Source organism: Saccharopolyspora soli, from assembly GCF_022678645.1.
Taxonomy (GTDB): domain Bacteria; phylum Actinomycetota; class Actinomycetes; order Mycobacteriales; family Pseudonocardiaceae; genus Saccharopolyspora; species Saccharopolyspora soli.
Genome location: NZ_JALBWV010000002.1, coordinates 152,723 through 170,823 on the forward strand (window position 1 = coordinate 152,723; position 18,101 = coordinate 170,823).

Sequence of the window (18,101 nt, forward strand, 5' to 3'; positions counted from 1 at the left end):
GTGCGGTTCGCTCCTGTGCTTTTCCGCACTCAGGACGGGCGAGCGTCTTCCGCCAGTACGAGCGCCAGCAAGCCTGGGAACCGCGCGTCGAACTCCGCCCGCCGAAGCCGGTTGAACCGGCGTGGCCCCCGGTCCACCTGCTCCAGCAGGCCCGAGGCGCGCAGCACGGCGAAGTGGTGGCTGGCGGTGGCCTTGGACACCGGCAGGTCGAACGTGCCGCAGGCACGGGTGAAGTCGGGTTCGTCCGCGAGTTCGCGCAGGATCGAGCGGCGCACCGGATCGGCGAGTGCGTCGAGCGCGTCCTGCAACGTCACCTCGGCCGGGTCGGCGTGGACCAGGCTCCGGCCACGGCGCGCGACTGCCTCGGCCATGTCGCCCTCCAACTCGACGTGTTCGACAACGATCGTACACTGACGAGTGTTCGAGTTTCATCTAACACAGGTTGGAGGCCAGTCGTGACGGCACATAGCGGCAGCCCGACTCCGGTAGCCGTGGTCACCGGTGCCAGCCGGGGAGCGGGCAAGGGCATCGCGATCGCGCTCGGGGAATCCGGCGCGACCGTCTATGTGACGGGACGCAGCCAGCAGTCGACCGACTCGCCGCACGGCGGGACGATCGCGGAGACGGCGGCGCTCATCGACGAAGCTGGCGGCAAGGGCATTCCCGTCGCGGTGGATCACGGCGACGACGAAGCGGTGGCCGAGTTGTTCAACCAGGTGAGACGTGATCACGGTCGACTGGACATCCTGGTCAACAACGCCGCCAAGGTGAGCCCGCCGCTGCCCGGCGGCTTCTGGGAGAAGCCACTCGAAGCGGTAGACCTGATCGATGTCGGCCTGCGCTCGCACTACGTCGCCAGCTTCCACGCGGGACCGCTGCTGATCGCGAACGGTCGTGGCCTGATCGTGAACACCGGGCACTACGGATCGGTGGCCTACTTCCACGGACCTGCCTACGGGGCGCAGAAAGCGGGCGCCGACAAGATGGCGGCTGATATGGCGAAGGAGCTGCGGCCGCACAACGTCGCGGCCGTCTCGATCTGGATGGGTGGCCTGGACACCGAGCGCGCCCGCGCATACCTCGCCTCCCTGCCCCCCGAATCCAGATCAACGGACAAACGCGAATCCCCGGAGTTCACGGGCCGGGTAGTAGCGGCCCTCTACGCGGCGGACGATTTCATGCACTATTCGGGCCGAGCCATGATCGGCGCCGAACTGGGCGCAAGGCTCGGTGTCACCGACATCGACGGCAGCGCACCGCTCTCGTTGCGGTACGACCTGGGCGGACCGCCAGAACTACATCCCACCCTGCGGTGACGCCGAAGGCTGCCGCGAAACGACGTAGGTGGTGTCCGGGCGCGGGGAGGGGGTTGCGCGCTCGGCCACCGGTTGGACCGAAGCGGGGTCGGGGAAGCACCGCACCGGTGCGGCTTCAGGAATGCGCGCCTGAGTCCGGCCGGTCGGCTCGCGGAGGCGATGTCGACCGGATTTCTCTTGCAGTGCTTGGTGTTCGGTCTCGATCTGGGCGATCAGGCGCTAAACCGGGTAGTCGCCGTCAGCGACGCCGCTGTGCCGCGCCCGCAGTAAGCGCGAGAACACCATGGCGAAGATGAGCACGTTGATCAGGACGAGTGCTGCGACCTGGAACCAGAACAAGGTGAATCCCTCCATCCTGCCGATTCGGCTTGGAGTGCTTGATGAATCGAGTCGTCATTGGCGGGCGGCGAGGACCCGCCAACACGCCATGCAGGTGTCCTCGCGGATCCAAGCGATCTCAGGTGCGATCCGCTGCAACTCGTCGGTGTCGACCTCAACCCCGCACAGGGCGTTGGCCACCAGGCCCGGCTCGGCATTCCGCGCCGCCGAATCGAAGGCGTGCCGACCCCCGGTAACGGGCTGCCACCGCCCGATTTTCGCGCCACCAGGCAACATCCCAACTCCTTCCGCTGATCAACTACCTTGATCAGAGTGGTCACTGCAACGATAAAAATGCAATGGTCATTTTGCTAAAAATCAGAATGCAACCTGTTCGAGTGACAATCTGCGGAAAGCCTTTCGGGTTAGGGCTACAAGCGGCAGGGTGTCCGGTGTTGACGTGATGGAGGTAGCTCATGGCGGTCCACGGTGGACCTACGGTTCGGCGACGTCGACTGGCCGCAGAGTTGCGGAGGCTTCGCGAAGTCGCCGGTGTCAGCTGGGAGAAGGCGATCGCTGAGCTCGATTTCTCCCGGTCCAAGCTCAGCCGGATCGAGACGGCCCGTTCCGGCGTCACCGTTAACGACGTCCGGGCGATGTGCGGTCTTTACGGCGTGTCCGGTTCCGAGCTGGACGGCTTGCTTGAGTTGGCCAAACAGGCGAAGAAGAAAGGCTGGTGGCATCCGTACACCAAGGTCATGTCGGACTGGTTCGAGGTCTACATAGGACTCGAATCGGAGGCGGCGGCCGTCCAGAATTTCGAGATCGACCTCATTCCCGGCCTGCTCCAGACCGAGGAATACGCTCGAGCAATCATCCGGTCTTGGGCGCCGGACGAGCCAGATGACGACAACGAACAGCGCACGCAGCTCCGCAAGGCCCGACAGTCTCGGTTGATCGATGAGGCGGAGCCGCTGAAGTTCTGGGCCATCATTTCGGAGGCTGCGATCAGCCAGCAGGTGGGTGGCGCGGACGTCATGCGAAACCAGCTGAAGCACCTGGTTTCGGCATCGAAGCTCCCGAACGTGACCGTTCAGGTCCTGCCGTTCCGAGCCGGGGCGCACGCCTCCCTGGGCACTGGGTTTTCGATGCTGTCGTTCCCGGACCTGATCGACCCGGATGTGGTCTACCTGGAGTTCCTCACCGGAAGCCTCTATTTGGAGGAAGCGGAGGAAATCGAGCGGTATACGCTGAACTTCGACCACCTGAGGGCAACCGCGTTGGATCCACGAGACTCCACGAAGCTGCTCACCAAGGTGGCTCGCGAGATGTAGCCGCATGCTGGGAGATCAACAGTGTTACCCGCGCAGACTCGGTGGCGTAAGAGCAGCTACAGCAATGGCGGTGGCAACTGCGTTGAGGTTGCGGTGGGGGTGCGCACTGGGGTTCGGGATGCGAAGGATCGGGCCGGGGGTGTGCTGGTCGTGTCGGCGTCCAGGTGGGGGAGCTTCGTCAAGTCGGTGAAGTCCGGCCGTTACGTCCGTTGAGTCTCGCGAGTAGTAATACTGGCTTTCAGTGCTTGTCCCTCGAAGTCATTCCGCGTGCCGCTTCGGGTGTGCCGCACTGGTGTCCGCGCGACCCTTTTGAGGACAACGCCTTATCGGAATTACCGCTCACCGCTGGTGTCGCCGGTTGATGCGTCACCGGTTGCGGAGCCGGTTGACGTGTTGGGTGCGTTTCGCGTCGTTGTCGCGGTGCCGTCGGTGCCGTCGCTCGACGTTGAGTTCTGTTGCTGGGATGTCGAGGTCGATCTTGGCCTGGTTGTGGCGGGAGCCTCTTGCTGCTGGTAGGTCGGCGTCGCGTTCTGCGACGGCCTGGTGATCTGCTGTGGGGTGCCGGTCTGCGGGGAGTTGGTGGTCTGTCGGGGTGTGGTGATCTGCGGGGAGTTGGTGCTCTGCTGCGGGGTGCTGATCTGCGGGGAGTTGCCGTGTCGAGGTGCGGTGCCCTGCGACGAGTTGGTGTTTTGCCGGGGTGTGGTGATCTGTGTCTGTCCGGTGTTTTGCCGGGGTGTGGTGGCCTGCGGGGAGCCATTGGACTGTTGGGTTCGGGGACTTTGTTGGGGCCTGGCGGTCTGCTCGGGGTTGCTGGCTTGTGGTGGCCCGGTCGCCTGTCGAGGTCCGCTGGTCTGTGGTCGCGTGGCGGTTTGTGACGGTGCGCTGGCCTGTTGTGGATCAGTGGCCTGGCGAGTCGTGTTGGACTGCGGTGGTCCCGTGGCCTGTCGGGGAGTGGCGGTCTGCGGGCTGGCGGTTTGCGACGGCGTGGTCACTTGCGTCGGTGTGGTCGTCCTTGGCGGCGTGGTCACCTGTGTCGGTGTGGTCGCCTGTGTCGGTGTAGTGGTTTGCGGGGGCCTGCTGGTCTGCGGCGCCGTTGTGGGCGCAGTGGTGGGGTCGTCCGCGGTTTGCGGCGGCCTGCTGGTCGCGGGTGTCGGCCTGGGCGACTGGGTTTCGTTGGGGCCGGTGGTTTGCTGGCCTTGTGCCGGATCAGCGGTCGTCGTCCGCGGCGGTGTTGCCAGCGCCGGTGCGTCGAGAGGTGCAGCGCCTGTTCCAGTGGTGTTCGGTGACCTCGACGTGGGAGGCGCGTTCGTGGTGGCTGGCGCAGGTGGCGTGGCAGGCGTGTTCGACGTGGCTGGCACACCCGACGGCGTCGTTGCGGGTGGGGCCAATGGTGTCTGGGCGATGATCGGCTCGCGGGGCGCCGCTGCTTCAGGGGAGTAGATGCGTTGTCGCGGTGCTTGGGGCTCCGGCGGCGGCTTCACGGTGTGCTCCACGAACGGCGGGATCCGGTTGAAGATGTCCGGCGGGATCAGGCCGAGGAACGGATCCGCGAACGGTGCGGTCAGGGTGTAGCTGCCCGCCGCCACCGCGGCGCCCAGCGCCGCCGTCGCGAGGGAGACGCGGAAATGCTTGCGCAGCGGAATCTTTCGGGGCTCCTGCGGCGGAACCGGTGAAACGAGCGGTTCGCTCACCAGCCAATGCCGGATCGCCGCGGTGTCTCGCGAGTGCGACGCCCAAACCCGGCCGAGCCAGCTCGTCACGTTGCACAGGTGGTCTTGCAGCGCGGCTACCGGTAGCGGGCTCGCCGACAGCGGCCCGTCGCGCCGAACCGGGTTGAGCTGTTCGGTGTTGCGGATGAGGCTGTCGAGCCGTTCCTGGAGGATCACGGGGTCGGTTGGGGCGGACATGGCTCACCCCTCGGCTTCGTCGAATCGGAGGCTGGACAGCGCCACGCCGTCGTAGCGCCACCACCGCTCGGTCGACAGGTCGAGGATCCAGGCGTCGTGGTCGCGCACGATCAGCCCGACGTTCAGGGCGCGGTGGCGGAAGGTCGCATCGTCGATGGTGCCCGCTTCCAGCTCGTCGAGCAGGGCTCGGTAGTCCGCCATCGCCTTGCCCAGGGCCGGTGGGATTTCGACCGCTTCCGCTGCGTCGTCGGGCCGATGCCGAAAATTCATGGCGACCACCTCCGGATGCGAGACGCCATTCGTCAACGCGACGCCAGCATCGCGCGGCTGTTAAGAGGCGAAAGTCCCACCACTTCGTGACGCGATCTCGGAATTCGGCGTTTTCCCAGCTCAACCGCGATGTGAAAGGTTGGTGGTCAGCCATCGCACGGACTCGCTGACGGTGGCCTCCAGCGGTCCGCGGCGGAAGAACTGCCGCCAGGCCACCGCGAAGGAGATCGAGAAGATCAGGAACAGCTCGGGCATGTAGGTGTTCACGAACGCAACGATCCCCTCGGGCTGGTGGCCGTCGCGCGGGAACGCTGGCATGTTCGGGAGGTCGGCGGGCAGCGCCGGACCCATGCTGGCCAGCTTGGCCAGGAAATCGGGCACGCCGCTCAGCGGCCAGCCACCGACGACGATCTGCCAGGACAGCACCAGCGCGTGGACCGCGTACAGGGTCAGTGCCATCGAACCGGCCGCGGCCAGCGGTTTCAGCGCCCGGCCGGTCCGGTCGGCCAGTTCCAGGCACACCGCCACGATCACCAGCGCGATGCCGCCGGAGTCGAGCAGTTCGAACGTGGTTCCGCTGTGCGCGGTGGTGGCCAGCAGCCATGCCGGGTGCTCGACCGGGACGGTGCCTTCGGTGGGGCCGGGTGGCAGGCCGCCGACGGCTGCCACCAGCCAGCGCGACACCTGGCATCCGGTGACCGACAGCACCAGCCCAGTTCCGCCGAGCCAGCACCGCACCCTGGTCGAGCGCAGATCCAGCCGACCGACGGCCATTCCGGCCAGCACCAGCGGCAGGTACGACGCAGCCGGGTAGAAGCCGAGCAGCAGCAGGTCGAATAGTCCCACGTCGGCGATCAGATGCCCCGGATCGACAGTGTTGACCGACGACACGAGCGTGCCCAGCGGAGTGCCCGAGGCGATCCAGGTCCGCAGCAGGAACGACAGTTGCGGCCCCAGCGCGGCGGCGACCACCGCGGCGATCAACAGCCCGCGCGCCCGCAGCCGGATGAACGGCACGGCCAGCAGGAAGTACAAACCGTAGAACGGGATGATCACGGTCAGCAGGAAGCCCGTCGCATCGGTCGCCCTGGCCAGCGCGATGCCGATCACCAGCAACAGCCCCGCGCGCGCCGCGATCTGGACATGGACTTGACGCAGCGCGGCGCCCGTCGGCGGCACGCTGCGCCCGGACAACATCGCCAGCGAAACCCCGGCCAGCAGGATGAACAGCGCGGTGGACCGCCCGCTGGCGAACTGCGCGACCCGCACCTCCGGCATGCCGTGCGCGAACGGCACGCCGAAGTGGATGCAGAACATGCCGAACACCGCGAAGAACCGGGCGATGTCGATGCCGACCAGTCGGCGGTTGCGGTCCGTCCGAGGCGGGCTCAGCTCGGGCGCGCGGGCAGGCATAGCATCCAATGGCAGTCGGCAGCGGCGTTTTGCCGAAACTTACCGAAACTAGCCAGTGCATCCGCGCAGCAGGTCACGTTGGCGAGGTCGGGCTCACACCAGCCACGCGGCGGTGCCCGGCGGCAACTCCCCGGACTCCAGCGGCCGGGAGGTCAGCAGCACGTCGCCGGGCGGTGTCGGCACCGGCGCCGGTGAGGTGTTCAACGCGCAGATCAGGCTGCTGCCGGTGCGCCGGAACGCGAAGCAATCCGCCGGCGCACCGAACCACTCCACGTCATCGCCGTTGAAAGCCGGATGCGTGTTGCGGGTTTCCAGCGCGTGCCGGTACAGCGACAGGGTGGACTGCTCGTCCTCCAACTGCGCCTCGACGGCGAACGCGGCCCAGTCCGCCGGAATCGACGACCAATCGGCTTCGGCGGTGGAGAAACCGAACGGCGGCCGGTCGCCTTCCCACGGCATCCGGATCCGCTGGGTGCCGGGCAACCCGAGCTCCTCGCCGTGCCGCAGGCACACCGCGCCGGGCAGTGCCAACTGCACCAGGGCCATCGCGCGGACCGGGGTCAGCGCGGCGTCGTCCCGGCTGCGCTCGGTGTCGCGGCTGGCCATCGCCCACGCCGATCGAGAGGTGGGGGCTGCGAGCACGTCGGTGATCGCCTTGCGGACCGATTCGGCTTGGAAACCGGCCACCGCCAGGTCGAGGCTGAATGACAGGTGCCAGTCGCCCACCCCGCTGCCGATGACCACGCGATCCGGGTAGCTGGCCAGCGCGGCGCCGATCGCATTGGCCGGATCGCTGCGCGGCGCCAGGTGGAAGCCGTCCACGCCGTGCTCCAGCCAGGGCCCGAGCACCGATCTGGGGTCGTTGCGCGCCGGGTCCACGTCCAGCGCGAGCATCAACCGCATCCCGGCCTCGTGCGTCTCGGCCAGCAGTTCGGCGAACGACCCGGCCATCGGGCCCAGCCCGGCGACACCGGCCAGCACGATCGCATCGACCCCGAGCAGTTCCAGGTAGCCGAGCCGGGCGCGCAGCCCGTCGAAGTCACCGATCCCGTCGCCGTTGCCGTCCGCGAAGGAGCCGACGTCGATCTGGTAGCACACCGCATCCCACCACCACGGCCGTCCGCCGTGGCCTGCCTGCGCGTCCACCTGCCGCATCACCAGGTCCTCCGCTTGAGATTCGCGGTCGTCAGGGACGAGTGTTCAGAGTCCGTCTTTGTTCTTGGCGTTTGAATCGGCGTAGCCGCTTAGTCCACCTACGGCGCTTGCACCGCCGCAGGTTCTCAGGCGTCGTGTCGGGAGGACAGCCTCGACGTGGTGTTTTGGCATACATGATGTCGGGGATCCCGGACCGAGACGGCGTCTGAGGTTCCGCCACCCGCACCGCCACGCAAAACGAGTACGAAGACAGGTTCTCAGAACCACGAGTTGACCATGCTGTTGGCCGCCATCTCCAAGTACTCCCAGAGCTGGGCGCGGTGTTCCGGAGCGAGGTCGGCCTCGTCGACGGCGATCTGCATGCAGCGCAGCCACGCGTCGCGCTCGGCCGGACCGATCTTGAACGGTGCGTGCCGCATCCTCAGGCGCGGGTGGCCGCGCCGGTCGGAGTAGGTGTGCGGGCCGCCCCAGTACTGGATCAGGAACAGCCGCAGCCGCTCCTCGGCGGGACCCAGGTCCTGCTCGGGGTAGAGCGGCCGCAGCAGCTCGTCCTTGGCCACCTCCTCGTAGAACCGCGCCACGATGCGGTGGAAGGTCGCCTCGCCGCCGACTTGCTGGTAGAAGGTCTCCACGGAAGTCACGGCTCCATCCTCTCAGGGGCAGGCGGGCTTTCGACCACGATGGCGACGAATGCCGCACACCTGCGGTCAGTGCCTGTCTTTGATCTTGTTTTTGAAGCGGCGCAGCCGCGAGACGGCTTCTGAGGTTCCGCTACCCGCACCGCCATGCAAAACGAGTTCGGAGACAGGTTTTCAGAGCTGCGCGGGGCTGTTCGGTGGTTGGGGTCGGCCGTACGGGTACGGCGGCTCGATGTCCTCGTCGTCGTAGGCGCGCTTGATCTCGGCGCGCAGCCGCCGCTGCACCGCCCACTGCTTGCTGGGCCGGACCTTCGCGGTCAGCCGCAGCGTGATGGTGTCCGCGGTGATCTGGTCGACGCCCAGCATCTCCGGCGGTTCGAGCACGTCCTTGGACAGCGGTTCCCGGGCGGTCGCGTCGGTGGCGACCTGGGTGGCCACCTCGATGGCCTTCTGCACATCGCTGTTGTGCGAGATCGGGAAGTCCACCACCGCGACCGCGAAGCCCTGGCTGGAGTTGCCCACCCGCAGGATTTCGCCGTTGCGGACGTACCAGACGGTGCCGTTGATGTCGCGCAGCGTGGTGACCCGCAGGCCCACCGCCTCGACGGTTCCGCTCGCCTCGCCGAGGTCGACCACGTCACCGACGCCGTACTGGTCCTCGACGAGCATGAACATGCCGGACAAGAAGTCCCGGACCAGGTTCTGCGCACCGAAGGCGACGGCCACGCCGAGCACCCCGGCCGACGCCAGCACCGGCGCGACCTGGATGTTGAGCACCTGCAGGATGTAGATCGCGGCCAGACCGAAGATCACGAACGAGGCCAGCGACTTCAGCACCGAGCCGATCGTGCGCGCCCGCTGGATGCGGCGCTCGGAGAGCAGTTCCGCGGTCAGCGCGTCCGTCCGGCGTTCCCGCAGCGGCTGCAACAGCTTCGGGGGTTTGCCGTTGCCCCGCGTCAGGCGGTTGATCGTGCGGTGCACCAGCCACCGCAGGATGAACGCGACGACCACGATGAGCACGATGTTCAGCGGTTTGGCGATGAGCAGGTCGGCGTAGGAGGCGAGCCAGCTGTTGCCGGTCCACTGGTAGATCGACTGGCACCAGCCCGCTTCCTGGGCACAACTGGGTTGGGTCAGCAGCGGCAGATTCATGGGTCGGGGGTCTCCATGCTGTCGTTCAAGGCCCGCGGTGGGTTTGGGGCGACGTCACCGGGTCGGACAACCAGCCAGCCCGAGCATCGTGCACGCCCCGCCGCGCACGAGACTTCGAACAGCCGACCGCCGGGACCGAGTTCGGGGCTCAGCCCAGGGCGAGTCCGGTGGCCTCCGCGAGGAAGGCGAGCTGGTCGGTCGCCAGCCCCACAGTACGTGAAACCGAACGCGCGGCATGTCCGACCTCGGTCTCGCGGCGCAGCAAGATCGGCCGTTTTGCCGGGTCAGAGCTGGTGGCGTGCTGCAACGCCGCGCACATCTTGCGGGCGTGATTCGGGTCAACTCGGGAGTCCGACTCGAAGACGGTGAACAACACCGACGGGTAGTCGGTCTGCCCGGTCACGTTGTGGTAAGGCGAGTAGGACAGCAGCCAGCCGAGCTCTTCGGGATCGTCGGCGGTGCCGTACTCGTCGTTCCAGGTGCGGCCCAGCAGGAACTGCTCGTAGCGGACCATGTCCAGCAGCGGTGCCGAACACACCACCGCCCGGTAGAGCTCCGGGCGCTGCGTCAGCGCCGCGCCGACCAGCAGGCCGCCGTTGGAGCCGCCGGAGATCGCCAGCTGATCGGACGTCGTCCAGCCCTCGCCGATCAGGTGCTGCGCAGCGGCGTGGAAGTCGTCGAAGGTGTGCTGCTTCTGCTCGCGCATGCCCGCGAGGTGCCATTCCTCGCCCTCCTCGCCGCCGCCGCGCAACGACGGGAGCGCCCAGACGCCTCCGGCGGCGACCCATGCCAGGGCGGACGGTGTGTAGCCGGGCTCGCGGGACAGCGAGAAGCCGCCGTAACCGGTCATGAACGCCGGTCGCGGGCGGTCCGGTTCGGCCGTCGGGCTCAGCAGGAACATCCGCACCGGAGTGCCGTCCAGCGAGCGGTAGGTGACCTGCCGGGTGTGCACCGCGGGCAGTTCGGCGGTGCCCGGTGCCTGCCGGTCCAGCGCGGTCTGCCCGGTGCGGCGCGAGTAGGCGTGCACGCAGGGTGGGGTGGCGAAGTCGGTCCAGCCGATCCACAGCCGGTCCCGGTCGTGTTCGGTTGCCTCGTCCACAGTGTTCAGCGCGGTGACCTGGCCGGTGCCCGGCAGCGGCACCTCGGCGGTCTGCCGCCCGGTGGCGGGATCGTGCAGCGTCACTTCGGAGACCGCGTGCCGGGTCCGCAGCACGGCCAGTTGCGGATCACCGTCGCCGGAGTCGAACCAGCGCACGGCCTCCAGCACGGAGTCGGGTTCCTCGCTGATCAGCTCGGTCCAGTTGCTCGGTTCCGGTCGGGCGGGGTCGGCCACGCACAGCCGCCAGCGCGGGGCGTCCAACGTGGTCATCACGTACAGCCGACCATCGCGCTCCACCCATGCGCCCACCCGGTAGCCGTCCGAGGTGTCCACGATCTGCCGCAGGTTCGGCACCTCGGCAGCCTCGGTGAGGTCGGCGATCCACACCGAATCGCGCCGGGCGGTACCGGGACTGCCCTCGACCACCAGCCAGCGGCCGTCCCGCGAGACCCTGGTGCCGTAGTAGTACGTGTGGTCGAGGCCCTCGCCGTGCACCAGCAGGTCCTGATCGGGGTCGGTACCCACTCGGTGCCGCCACACCCGGCGGTGGAACTGCTGCTCGCCGTCTGGCACCAGTTCCGGGGCGAGTCGGCGGATGTAGAAGTACTCGTCCCCGCCGGGCAGCCAGGAGATCGTCGAGTAGCGGCACCGGTCGATCGGACCCTCGACCATCTCGCCGGTGGCGACGTCCATCACGTGCAGCAGCGACTCCTCGTCGCCACCGACGGAGATCTGGTACGCCAGCCGATCGCCCTCCAAGCTCGGCGACCAGCTGTCCAGCGTGGTCAGTCCGGACGGGTCCAGCTCGGTGACGTCCAGCAGCACCCGCTCGGTGCCGTCGGGTTCGCGCACGTAGAGCAGCGGGAACTCCTGGCCCGGCTCGCGTCGGGTGAAGAACGCCCGTCCGGCGCGCCAGGCGGGGGCGGACACCGAACCAGTCGACAGCAGGGATCGCATGCGCTCTTCGGCCGCGTCGCGGCCGGGCAGCGCGTCGAGCCAGGTCCGGGCGAGTTCGTCCTGGGCCGCCGACCACGCTTCGGTTCGCGGATCGGTCGGGTCCTCCAGCCACCGGTACGGGTCGGCCACCTGGTGGCCGTGCAGGTCTTCGACGAGGTCGTCGCGGTCGGTACCGGGGTAGTTCAGGTGCGCTGCTGGAACGTCGGTCACCTCCGCGACGATACGTGCCGCGCGCGGTCGTCAGGTGATCTTCGGTGATCGACTTCGGTCGCCGAACACGATTCACCCGGAATGATCATTATTGATTCACACCGGCGCGCGCTCGGGAATGACTGACCTGCGCCGCCGGGTTGGTCGTCAGGCCCGAGCGAGACGTGGTCCGAGGCCCCGCCACCGGCCCCGGCAAGGGCCGGACGAGGTGCGCGCTCTATCCTCGGCGTGGCGTGTCGAATCACACGTGCGTTCGGGCAGGGTTGTGTGTTCGACTATGCCCGACACCGGTGGAGGTGGTCGCGTGCCCGACCGACAACCGACCCGACAACCGGCGCTGAAGGCAGCCAGCCTGGCGTCGCGGGCCTCGTTGTGCCCACCAGGCCGCGCCGAGGTCGATCGGCCTCCCGGTCATGCTCCGTCCTGGCGCAAGCGGCGGGTCCTGCTGCTCAACACCACGTTCGAGCCGCTGACCGCGTTGCCGCTGCGCCGGGCGATCGTGCTGATCGTTTGCGGCAAGGCTGAAGTGGTGCACGGTGACTCGGCGGGCATGGTGCTGCATTCGGCTACCAGCAGTGTCGAGGTCCCATCCGTGATCAGGTTGAGCAACTTCGTGCGAGTGCCGTACCGGGGCCGGGTGCCGTTGACCCGAGCGGCTTTGATGCTTCGGGACAACTACCGGTGCGTGTACTGCGGCGCTCGCGCCGAAACAATAGATCATGTCGTGCCGCGCAGCCGGGGCGGCCCGCACACGTGGGAGAACTGCGTCGCCAGCTGCACCAAGTGCAACCACCGCAAGGCGGACAAGACGCTGAGCGAGTTGGGCTGGCGCCTACCGGTGGCACCGCACGCGCCGCGCGGGCGGCACTGGCGGTTGCTGGCGGGACTGTCCGAAACGGACCCGTTGTGGCTGCCGTACCTGGGTGAACCCGCGGCCTGAAGGTTTGGTTCGGGTGCTGGAAGAACGCCGCGGGGTGCGCCGGTCGGCAGCCTCGTCGCTGCCCGGCCGATCAACTGATCCGCACACCTCGCTGGCAGCTGATCCGCACACCCTGCCGAGCGCTGATGCGCACGCCGCGCTGAGCACTGATCCGCACGCCACGCTGGCTGCTGATCCGGACACCATGCTCGCGTCCGCTGATCCGGACACCGCGCTGGCCGCTGATGCGGACACCGCGGCTGATCCGCACACCCTGTCGACCACTGATCCGCACACCCTGTCGACCACTGATCCGCACACCCTGTCGACCACTGATCCGCACGCCGCGCTGGCCGCTGATCCGGACACCGCGGCTGATCCGCACGCCGCTGGAGATCCGGACGCCCTGTTCGCGTCCGCTGATCCGAACGCCGCGCTCGCTGCTGATGCGCACCCCGCGGCCCCGGCCGCTGATCCGGACTCCGTGTTCAAGCAGTGGCCGGTGAGTCGCCGGAAGAGTGAGGGCGCTGCTCTGAGTGGCGGTTTCGATGATCGACATTGTGTGCCTCCCGCATTCAATTGCCGCTTTGAACGCACGTGATCAAATATGCAAGACCCATACAGGTGAAAAACTATGATCAGGAAGGCCCGGGAACAAGCCGCCAAGTCGCCGCGTATTGCAACCGTCTGGTTGGACTCCATTCGGTCGCAATGGTTACTCTGAACGAGTTACCTTGAGTGATATATCGCACACTTGACTAGTCACCGTACGTAGTTTCGTGGGGTTTTTGATCGGTTCCCACCAGCAGAAACCACGTCGGGGGCGCCCCGAGCCCGTCTTCGAGCCACTCGAACGTGACGTATCGGCGGGGCGCCGGATGTCGGTCACCAGTGCCGTTCGTGCGCCTGCTAGGTCCCGGCGCACGACGGAGAGGTCATCGGATACCGTACTCCCGTGACTGTCGTGGAGACTGTGCTCGCCTTGGCGGTGATCCCAGCGGCCATTTATGGCCTGATCGTGCTCATCGCGATGTGGCCCAGGCTCACCCGCCCGCGTTATCGCGCGGGACAGGAGTGGGACTTCGCGCCGGTGTTCTGGGTGGCCAATCCAGCGGGTCTGAACACCGCCGCACCGATGGCAGATGTGGACTCGGAGGTCGCGCCAGAGGATGCGCGGCCCAGCACGGCTCGGGGAGGCGCACGTGGCAGCTGGTGAGATCGCTGGGCGGTCCGCCGCAGACGCGCGGGAGCTGAGCGCCGGTGAAGCGATGATGGCCACCGGACGGCTGTCCATCGCGCGGCGCGTCGAGCCGGACCGGCCCCGGTTGCCGTTCAGCCCCGGCCAACTCGCTCGGCTCGACGAGGCGCTGACGTTGACCAGCCGCAGCACCGGGCTTGAGTTTGCGATCTACCTCGGCGACCTCGGTGAGGACACCCGCAAGCAAGCCGAGGAGCTGCACGCCAACCTCGGCCCGCGGGCCACCGAAGGCGTGCTGATCGCGGTTTCGCCCGGCCAGCGGAAGTTCGAGATCGTCACCGGTGACGAGGCGTACCGGCGGATCCCGGACCGCAGTTGCCAACTGGCCGCGATGAGCATGGTGGCGTCCTTCAAAGAGGGCGAACTGATCGCTGGCCTGGTCGGCGCCCTGCGGATGCTCGCCGACGCGGCCGGGAACAGCTACCAGGAATCCCGCGCCCAGCACTAGAGATTGTGCTTGTGGTCTTTTGCGTGGGGCGGACCGGCCACTTGGCGCGGTCACAGCAGGCCGAAGCTCTGGAAGTTCTGGAACATCTCGTAGGCCGACGACGTCGTGCCGACCGCGCCGGACTGCCTCGCCTGTTCGCCGTACTGCTGCTGGGCGCGCTGGCTGCTGAACACGATCACCGGGGTGTCCACGCCCAGATCGCGGAGTTCGCGCAGCAGCGCCAGTCCCGCGTCGGGTCGCCACCGGCCGTTCTCCTTGCGGCCCATGTCCTCCACGATCAGCCGGTACGGACGCTGCGACAGTTCCGCCAACGCCTCATCGGTGGTCGACACCATGGCGACCCGCACACCGTTGTCCCGGAGCTGCTCGGCCAAGATCGCGTGCGCTTCCGGCTTCTCCGCGACCCACAGCACCGCGGACGGCTCCGAGCCGACCGGCGCCTGCACCGGAGGCAGTTCGCCTTCGCCGTCACCGGAGATGTCGGGCACGTCGGGCAGCGCGGTTACCGGCATCGGCGGCGAGGCTTCCAGTGCTGCGGCGCCGACCCGGTCGCGGTCCTCCAACTGCCTGCTGAGCAGGCTCAGCTGCCGCTGGAGGTCCTGGATCATCTCGTTCTGCTGGTCGTTTAGCTCGTGCATGGTCAGCCGCTGGCCGCCGATCTCGAACTCCAGCTCCCGCCGCTCGGCGGTGCGCAGCACGCGCCCGATGGCGCGCCGGAACACGAAGATCGCCATCAGGGCGATCAACGGCCACAGCAGCTGGGCGATCGAAGAGATCAACTGAGGCATCGACGCTCCCACCCTCACGCCGCACAGATCACCAGCAGCTTACGCGCCGTGCCCGACCGAGCACGAAACGTGTTTGCGGGGTGTTTCGCGATGAGTGAAGGGCACCTTTGACCGAGCAAGCCGGTCGAAGGTGCCCTTCACTCATCACCCTTGCGGGTTAGGAGCGGTCGAACTCGCGGGCCGCGAGCGCGCGGACGATGCCCGCGCGGCCTTCGGAGACCAGGCGGCGCAGCGCCGACGCGTGTTCGTCGGCCAACCAGGAGTCCGCTGCGGCGACCGTGTCGTCGGCGACCGCCCACGACGGGAACAGTCCGATCACCGTCGGCTGGGCCCGCTCACTGGAGCGGCGCTGCCAGACCTCGTCGATCTCCTCGAAGTAGCGCTGCACGTACGACGTGAGCAGCTCGCGCTGGGACGGGTGCTGGAAGCCCGCGATGATCGCGTCGCTGACCGCGTTCGGCAGCTGGTCGTCGTGCACCGCCCGCTGCCACGCCTTCTCCTTGGACTGCGGCGTCGGGATCAGCGCCCGAGCCCGCTCCGCGCGCCGTCGGCCGGTCGCGGTCTGGTCCTTCTCCAGCTCGGCGTCGATCTCGGACTCAGCGGCCGCGCCGTGCGCGACCAGCGCCTGCAGCAGCTGCCAGCGCAGGTCGGTGTCGACGGCCAGCCCGGCCAGCGGCGCCGAGCCGTCCAGCCAGCCGCGCAACTCGGCGATCTGGTCCCCGGAGAGCACCGAACCAGCCAGCGAGTTGACGAACGCGAGCTGGTGGTCCGAACCCGGTTCGGCGTTGCGGGCGAGCTCGAACAGCCGCTCGGTGAACCGCCGCCAGCCCTCGTCCTGCCAGGAGGGGTCCACATAGGAGGCGAGCGCGGTCTGGGTTTGCAGCAGCACTCGCTGCACCACACCGATCTGGCTCTCGGCGCCGATTCCGCCGTCGGCGGAGGCACCCAGCACCAGGGTCACGAAGTCGCGGGCCTTGAGCTCCGCCTCGCGGGTCATCTCCCAGGCGGTCGACCAGCACAGCGCGCGCGGCAGCGACTCGGCGATGTCGCCGATCCGGTCGATCAGCGTGGCCAGCGACTCGGCGTCGAAGCGCAGCGAGCAGTAGGTCAAGTCATCGTCGTTGACCAGGACCAGCTTGCCGCGGTGCACGCCGATCAGGTCGGCCACCTCGGTGCGTTCGCCGGTGACGTCGAGTTCCACGCGGTGCCTGCGCACCAGCTTGCCGCCCTCGTCGTCGTAGATGCCGATCGCCAGCCGGTGCGTGCGCAGCTCGCCCGCACCCGGCCGGGCGCCGTTCTGCACCACCGAGAAGGAGGTGAACCGGCCCTCGTCATCGGTGGTGAACCGCGGTCGCAGCATGTTCAGGCCGGTGGTCTCCAACCACTGCTCGCTCCACCACGACAGGTCGCGGCCGGATGCCTCCTCCAGCGCGCGCAGCAGGTCGTCGAGGGTGGCGTTGGCCCAGGCGTGCCGGTTGAAGTAGATCCGCAGCCCGGCCAGGAAGTTCTCCAGGCCCACGTAGGCGACCAGCTGCTTGAGCACCGAGGCGCCCTTGGCGTAGGTGATGCCGTCGAAGTTGACCTCGACGGCCTGCAGGTCCGGGATGTCCGCGGCCACCGGGTGGGTGGAGGGCAACTGGTCCTGCCGGTACGCCCACGACTTCTCCACGCTGGCGAACGTCGTCCACGCGTGGTCGTACTGGGTGGCGCCGACCTGCGCGAGCACGCTGGCCCAGGTGGCGAACGACTCGTTGAGCCACAGGTCGTCCCACCAGCGCATGGTCACCAGGTCGCCGAACCACATGTGCGCCATCTCGTGCAGCACCGTCTCGCAGCGCCGCTCGTAGAGGTAGCTGGTGACCTTCGACCGGAAGACGTAGTCCTCCAGGAAGGTCACGCAGCCAGCGTTCTCCATCGCGCCGGCGTTGAACTCCGGCACGAAGCACTGGTCGTACTTGCCGAACGGGTAGGGGACCCCGAACGCCTTGTGGTAGAAGCTGAAACCCTGCTTGGTCTCGGTGAACAGCCGCTCCGCGTCGAGGTGCTCGGCCAGCGAGGCGCGGCAGTAGATGCCCAGCGGGATCTCGCCCTGCCCGTCCTCGCCGGGGAAGACGTCGCGCCACTCGGCGTACGGCCCGGCGACCAGCGCGACCAGGTAGGTCGACATCCGCTCGCTGGTGGCGAACTCGTGCCGGTTGCCGCCATCCGTTCGGGCGGTGACCTCGGCGGTGGCGTTGGAGATCACCTTCCAGTCGGCGGGCGCGTCCACCGTGATCTGGTAGGTGGCCTTCAGGTCGGGCTGGTCGAAGCAGGTGAACATCCGCTTGGCATCGGCGGTCTCGAACTGGCTGTAGAGGTAGACGCCGCCGTCCACCGGGTCGATGAAGCGGTGCAGGCCCTCGCCGGTGTTCGTGTACGCGCAGTCGGCGCGCACCACGAGCTCGTTCTCGGCGGCCAGGTTCGGCAGCCGGATGCCGGTGGACTCGTCGTAGTCGGAGAGGTCCAGTTCGACACCGTTGAGCACGGCGCTGTGCACCCGGTCGGCCACCAGGTCGATCCAGCTGTCGGCACCCGCCTTATTGCTGCGGAACCGCACCGCGGTGGTGGAACCGAACGTCTCGACATCCGGCCCACCCGCACCGGCGGAGAGATCCAGGTCGATCACGTACGACTGGACCTCCAGCAACGCAGCACGCTGCTCGGCCTGGTCGCGGGTGAGGTTCGGCGGGGCCACGGATCACCTCGTTGTTGTTCGTCGGGGACTGGTCGGGCCAGGGACCGGGCGGGCACCTGGCGCAAGGCATCAAATCACGTCCGCGTGCGGGCGCGCCGCCGGGCAGGTCCGGCTTCGTCGTCGGCGTGTCGGGTCGGTGGGAAGACAATCGGCTCTACCGGGGTTGGTACCCATGACGGCGCGTG

19 protein-coding genes are annotated in these 18,101 nt (G+C 67.9%); 7 read left to right on the top strand and 12 right to left on the bottom strand.

Annotation, left to right across the window (positions count from 1 at the left end; genetic code table 11):
• Positions 1-29: 29 nt before the first annotated feature.
• Entirely contained in the window at positions 30-371 is a 342-nt protein-coding gene (locus MOQ72_RS02150; protein WP_242180139.1) for an ArsR/SmtB family transcription factor, read from the bottom strand.
• 84 nt (positions 372-455) lie between these two features.
• On the opposite strand from MOQ72_RS02150, the gene MOQ72_RS02155 reads away from it, so the two are divergent.
• Entirely contained in the window at positions 456-1,316 is an 861-nt protein-coding gene (locus MOQ72_RS02155) for an SDR family NAD(P)-dependent oxidoreductase (protein WP_242180140.1), read from the top strand.
• A 219-nt stretch (positions 1,317-1,535) separates the two neighbouring features.
• Here MOQ72_RS02155 and MOQ72_RS44275 read toward each other — a convergent pair whose 3' ends face one another.
• Together MOQ72_RS44275 and MOQ72_RS02160 are read right to left on the bottom strand one after the other, a co-directional pair.
• Entirely contained in the window at positions 1,536-1,670 is a 135-nt protein-coding gene (locus MOQ72_RS44275; RefSeq protein WP_277953410.1) for a hypothetical protein, read from the bottom strand.
• Between the two features lie 39 nt (positions 1,671-1,709).
• A complete protein-coding gene (locus MOQ72_RS02160) occupies positions 1,710-1,931 on the bottom strand; it encodes an HC3 family zinc finger protein (protein WP_242180141.1) in 222 nt (73 codons plus the stop codon).
• A 179-nt stretch (positions 1,932-2,110) separates the two neighbouring features.
• On the opposite strand from MOQ72_RS02160, the gene MOQ72_RS02165 reads away from it, so the two are divergent.
• Positions 2,111-2,968, top strand: a complete 858-nt coding sequence (locus MOQ72_RS02165; RefSeq protein ID WP_277953411.1) for a helix-turn-helix domain-containing protein — start codon at positions 2,111-2,113, stop codon at positions 2,966-2,968.
• Between the two features lie 21 nt (positions 2,969-2,989).
• Positions 2,990-3,181: a DUF397 domain-containing protein gene (locus MOQ72_RS02170; RefSeq protein WP_308197834.1), complete on the top strand. Its 192-nt coding sequence runs from the start codon at positions 2,990-2,992 to the stop codon at positions 3,179-3,181.
• A 119-nt stretch (positions 3,182-3,300) separates the two neighbouring features.
• On the opposite strand, the gene MOQ72_RS02175 is transcribed toward MOQ72_RS02170, so the two are convergent.
• From MOQ72_RS02175 to MOQ72_RS02205, 7 genes are all read right to left on the bottom strand, one after another.
• A complete protein-coding gene (locus MOQ72_RS02175) occupies positions 3,301-4,875 on the bottom strand; it encodes a hypothetical protein (RefSeq protein WP_242180148.1) in 1,575 nt (524 codons plus the stop codon).
• Positions 4,876-4,878: 3 nt separating this feature from the next.
• On the bottom strand, positions 4,879-5,145 hold the full coding sequence (locus tag MOQ72_RS02180) for a hypothetical protein (protein WP_242180149.1): 267 nt from the start codon (positions 5,143-5,145) through the stop codon (positions 4,879-4,881).
• 120 nt (positions 5,146-5,265) lie between these two features.
• Positions 5,266-6,558 (bottom strand): heparan-alpha-glucosaminide N-acetyltransferase domain-containing protein, encoded by a 1,293-nt coding sequence (locus MOQ72_RS02185; RefSeq protein ID WP_242180150.1) that lies wholly within the window; start codon positions 6,556-6,558, stop codon positions 5,266-5,268.
• A 93-nt stretch (positions 6,559-6,651) separates the two neighbouring features.
• The gene (locus MOQ72_RS02190) at positions 6,652-7,713 is read right to left on the bottom strand and encodes an alpha-amylase family glycosyl hydrolase (protein ID WP_242180151.1); all 1,062 of its coding nucleotides are present in this window, start codon (positions 7,711-7,713) and stop codon (positions 6,652-6,654) included.
• Positions 7,714-7,970: 257 nt separating this feature from the next.
• On the bottom strand, positions 7,971-8,354 hold the full coding sequence (locus MOQ72_RS02195; RefSeq protein WP_242180152.1) for a globin: 384 nt from the start codon (positions 8,352-8,354) through the stop codon (positions 7,971-7,973).
• A gap of 171 nt (positions 8,355-8,525) precedes the next feature.
• Positions 8,526-9,503, bottom strand: coding sequence for a mechanosensitive ion channel family protein (locus MOQ72_RS02200; protein ID WP_242180153.1), 978 nt, complete (start codon positions 9,501-9,503; stop codon positions 8,526-8,528).
• Between the two features lie 148 nt (positions 9,504-9,651).
• Positions 9,652-11,769: a prolyl oligopeptidase family serine peptidase gene (locus tag MOQ72_RS02205; protein ID WP_242180154.1), complete on the bottom strand. Its 2,118-nt coding sequence runs from the start codon at positions 11,767-11,769 to the stop codon at positions 9,652-9,654.
• A 304-nt stretch (positions 11,770-12,073) separates the two neighbouring features.
• On the opposite strand from MOQ72_RS02205, the gene MOQ72_RS02210 reads away from it, so the two are divergent.
• From MOQ72_RS02210 to MOQ72_RS02225, 4 genes are all read left to right on the top strand, one after another.
• Complete coding sequence (locus tag MOQ72_RS02210; protein WP_242180155.1) at positions 12,074-12,709, top strand: HNH endonuclease; 636 nt, start codon at positions 12,074-12,076, stop codon at positions 12,707-12,709.
• Positions 12,693-13,289, top strand: a complete 597-nt coding sequence (locus tag MOQ72_RS02215; RefSeq protein WP_242180157.1) for a hypothetical protein — start codon at positions 12,693-12,695, stop codon at positions 13,287-13,289. The genes MOQ72_RS02210 and MOQ72_RS02215 overlap by 17 nt, the downstream gene beginning before the upstream one ends.
• A 354-nt stretch (positions 13,290-13,643) precedes the next feature.
• The gene (gene ctaJ / locus MOQ72_RS02220) at positions 13,644-13,904 is read left to right on the top strand and encodes an aa3-type cytochrome oxidase subunit CtaJ (RefSeq protein ID WP_242180159.1); all 261 of its coding nucleotides are present in this window, start codon (positions 13,644-13,646) and stop codon (positions 13,902-13,904) included.
• The gene (locus MOQ72_RS02225) at positions 13,891-14,394 is read left to right on the top strand and encodes a DUF5130 family protein (protein ID WP_242180161.1); all 504 of its coding nucleotides are present in this window, start codon (positions 13,891-13,893) and stop codon (positions 14,392-14,394) included. Before ctaJ ends, MOQ72_RS02225 begins: the two co-directional genes overlap by 14 nt.
• Before the next feature lie 50 nt (positions 14,395-14,444).
• Here MOQ72_RS02225 and MOQ72_RS02230 read toward each other — a convergent pair whose 3' ends face one another.
• A complete protein-coding gene (locus MOQ72_RS02230; RefSeq protein ID WP_242180162.1) occupies positions 14,445-15,182 on the bottom strand; it encodes a response regulator in 738 nt (245 codons plus the stop codon).
• A 157-nt stretch (positions 15,183-15,339) separates the two neighbouring features.
• Positions 15,340-17,916, bottom strand: a complete 2,577-nt coding sequence (pepN, locus tag MOQ72_RS02235) for an aminopeptidase N (RefSeq protein WP_242180163.1) — start codon at positions 17,914-17,916, stop codon at positions 15,340-15,342.
• Positions 17,917-18,101: the final 185 nt, after the last annotated feature.

Coding starts and splice junctions, on each gene's coding strand:
- MOQ72_RS02150 (WP_242180139.1), bottom strand. CDS start 371: ATGGCCGAGGCAGTCGCGCGCCGTGGCCGGAGCCTGGTCCACGCCGAC.
- MOQ72_RS44275 (WP_277953410.1), bottom strand. CDS start 1,670: ATGGAGGGATTCACCTTGTTCTGGTTCCAGGTCGCAGCACTCGTCCTG.
- MOQ72_RS02160 (WP_242180141.1), bottom strand. CDS start 1,931: ATGTTGCCTGGTGGCGCGAAAATCGGGCGGTGGCAGCCCGTTACCGGG.
- MOQ72_RS02165 (WP_277953411.1), top strand. CDS start 2,111: ATGGCGGTCCACGGTGGACCTACGGTTCGGCGACGTCGACTGGCCGCA.
- MOQ72_RS02175 (WP_242180148.1), bottom strand. CDS start 4,875: ATGTCCGCCCCAACCGACCCCGTGATCCTCCAGGAACGGCTCGACAGC.
- MOQ72_RS02180 (WP_242180149.1), bottom strand. CDS start 5,145: ATGAATTTTCGGCATCGGCCCGACGACGCAGCGGAAGCGGTCGAAATC.
- MOQ72_RS02185 (WP_242180150.1), bottom strand. CDS start 6,558: ATGCCTGCCCGCGCGCCCGAGCTGAGCCCGCCTCGGACGGACCGCAAC.
- MOQ72_RS02190 (WP_242180151.1), bottom strand. CDS start 7,713: ATGCGGCAGGTGGACGCGCAGGCAGGCCACGGCGGACGGCCGTGGTGG.
- MOQ72_RS02200 (WP_242180153.1), bottom strand. CDS start 9,503: ATGAATCTGCCGCTGCTGACCCAACCCAGTTGTGCCCAGGAAGCGGGC.
- MOQ72_RS02230 (WP_242180162.1), bottom strand. CDS start 15,182: ATGCCTCAGTTGATCTCTTCGATCGCCCAGCTGCTGTGGCCGTTGATC.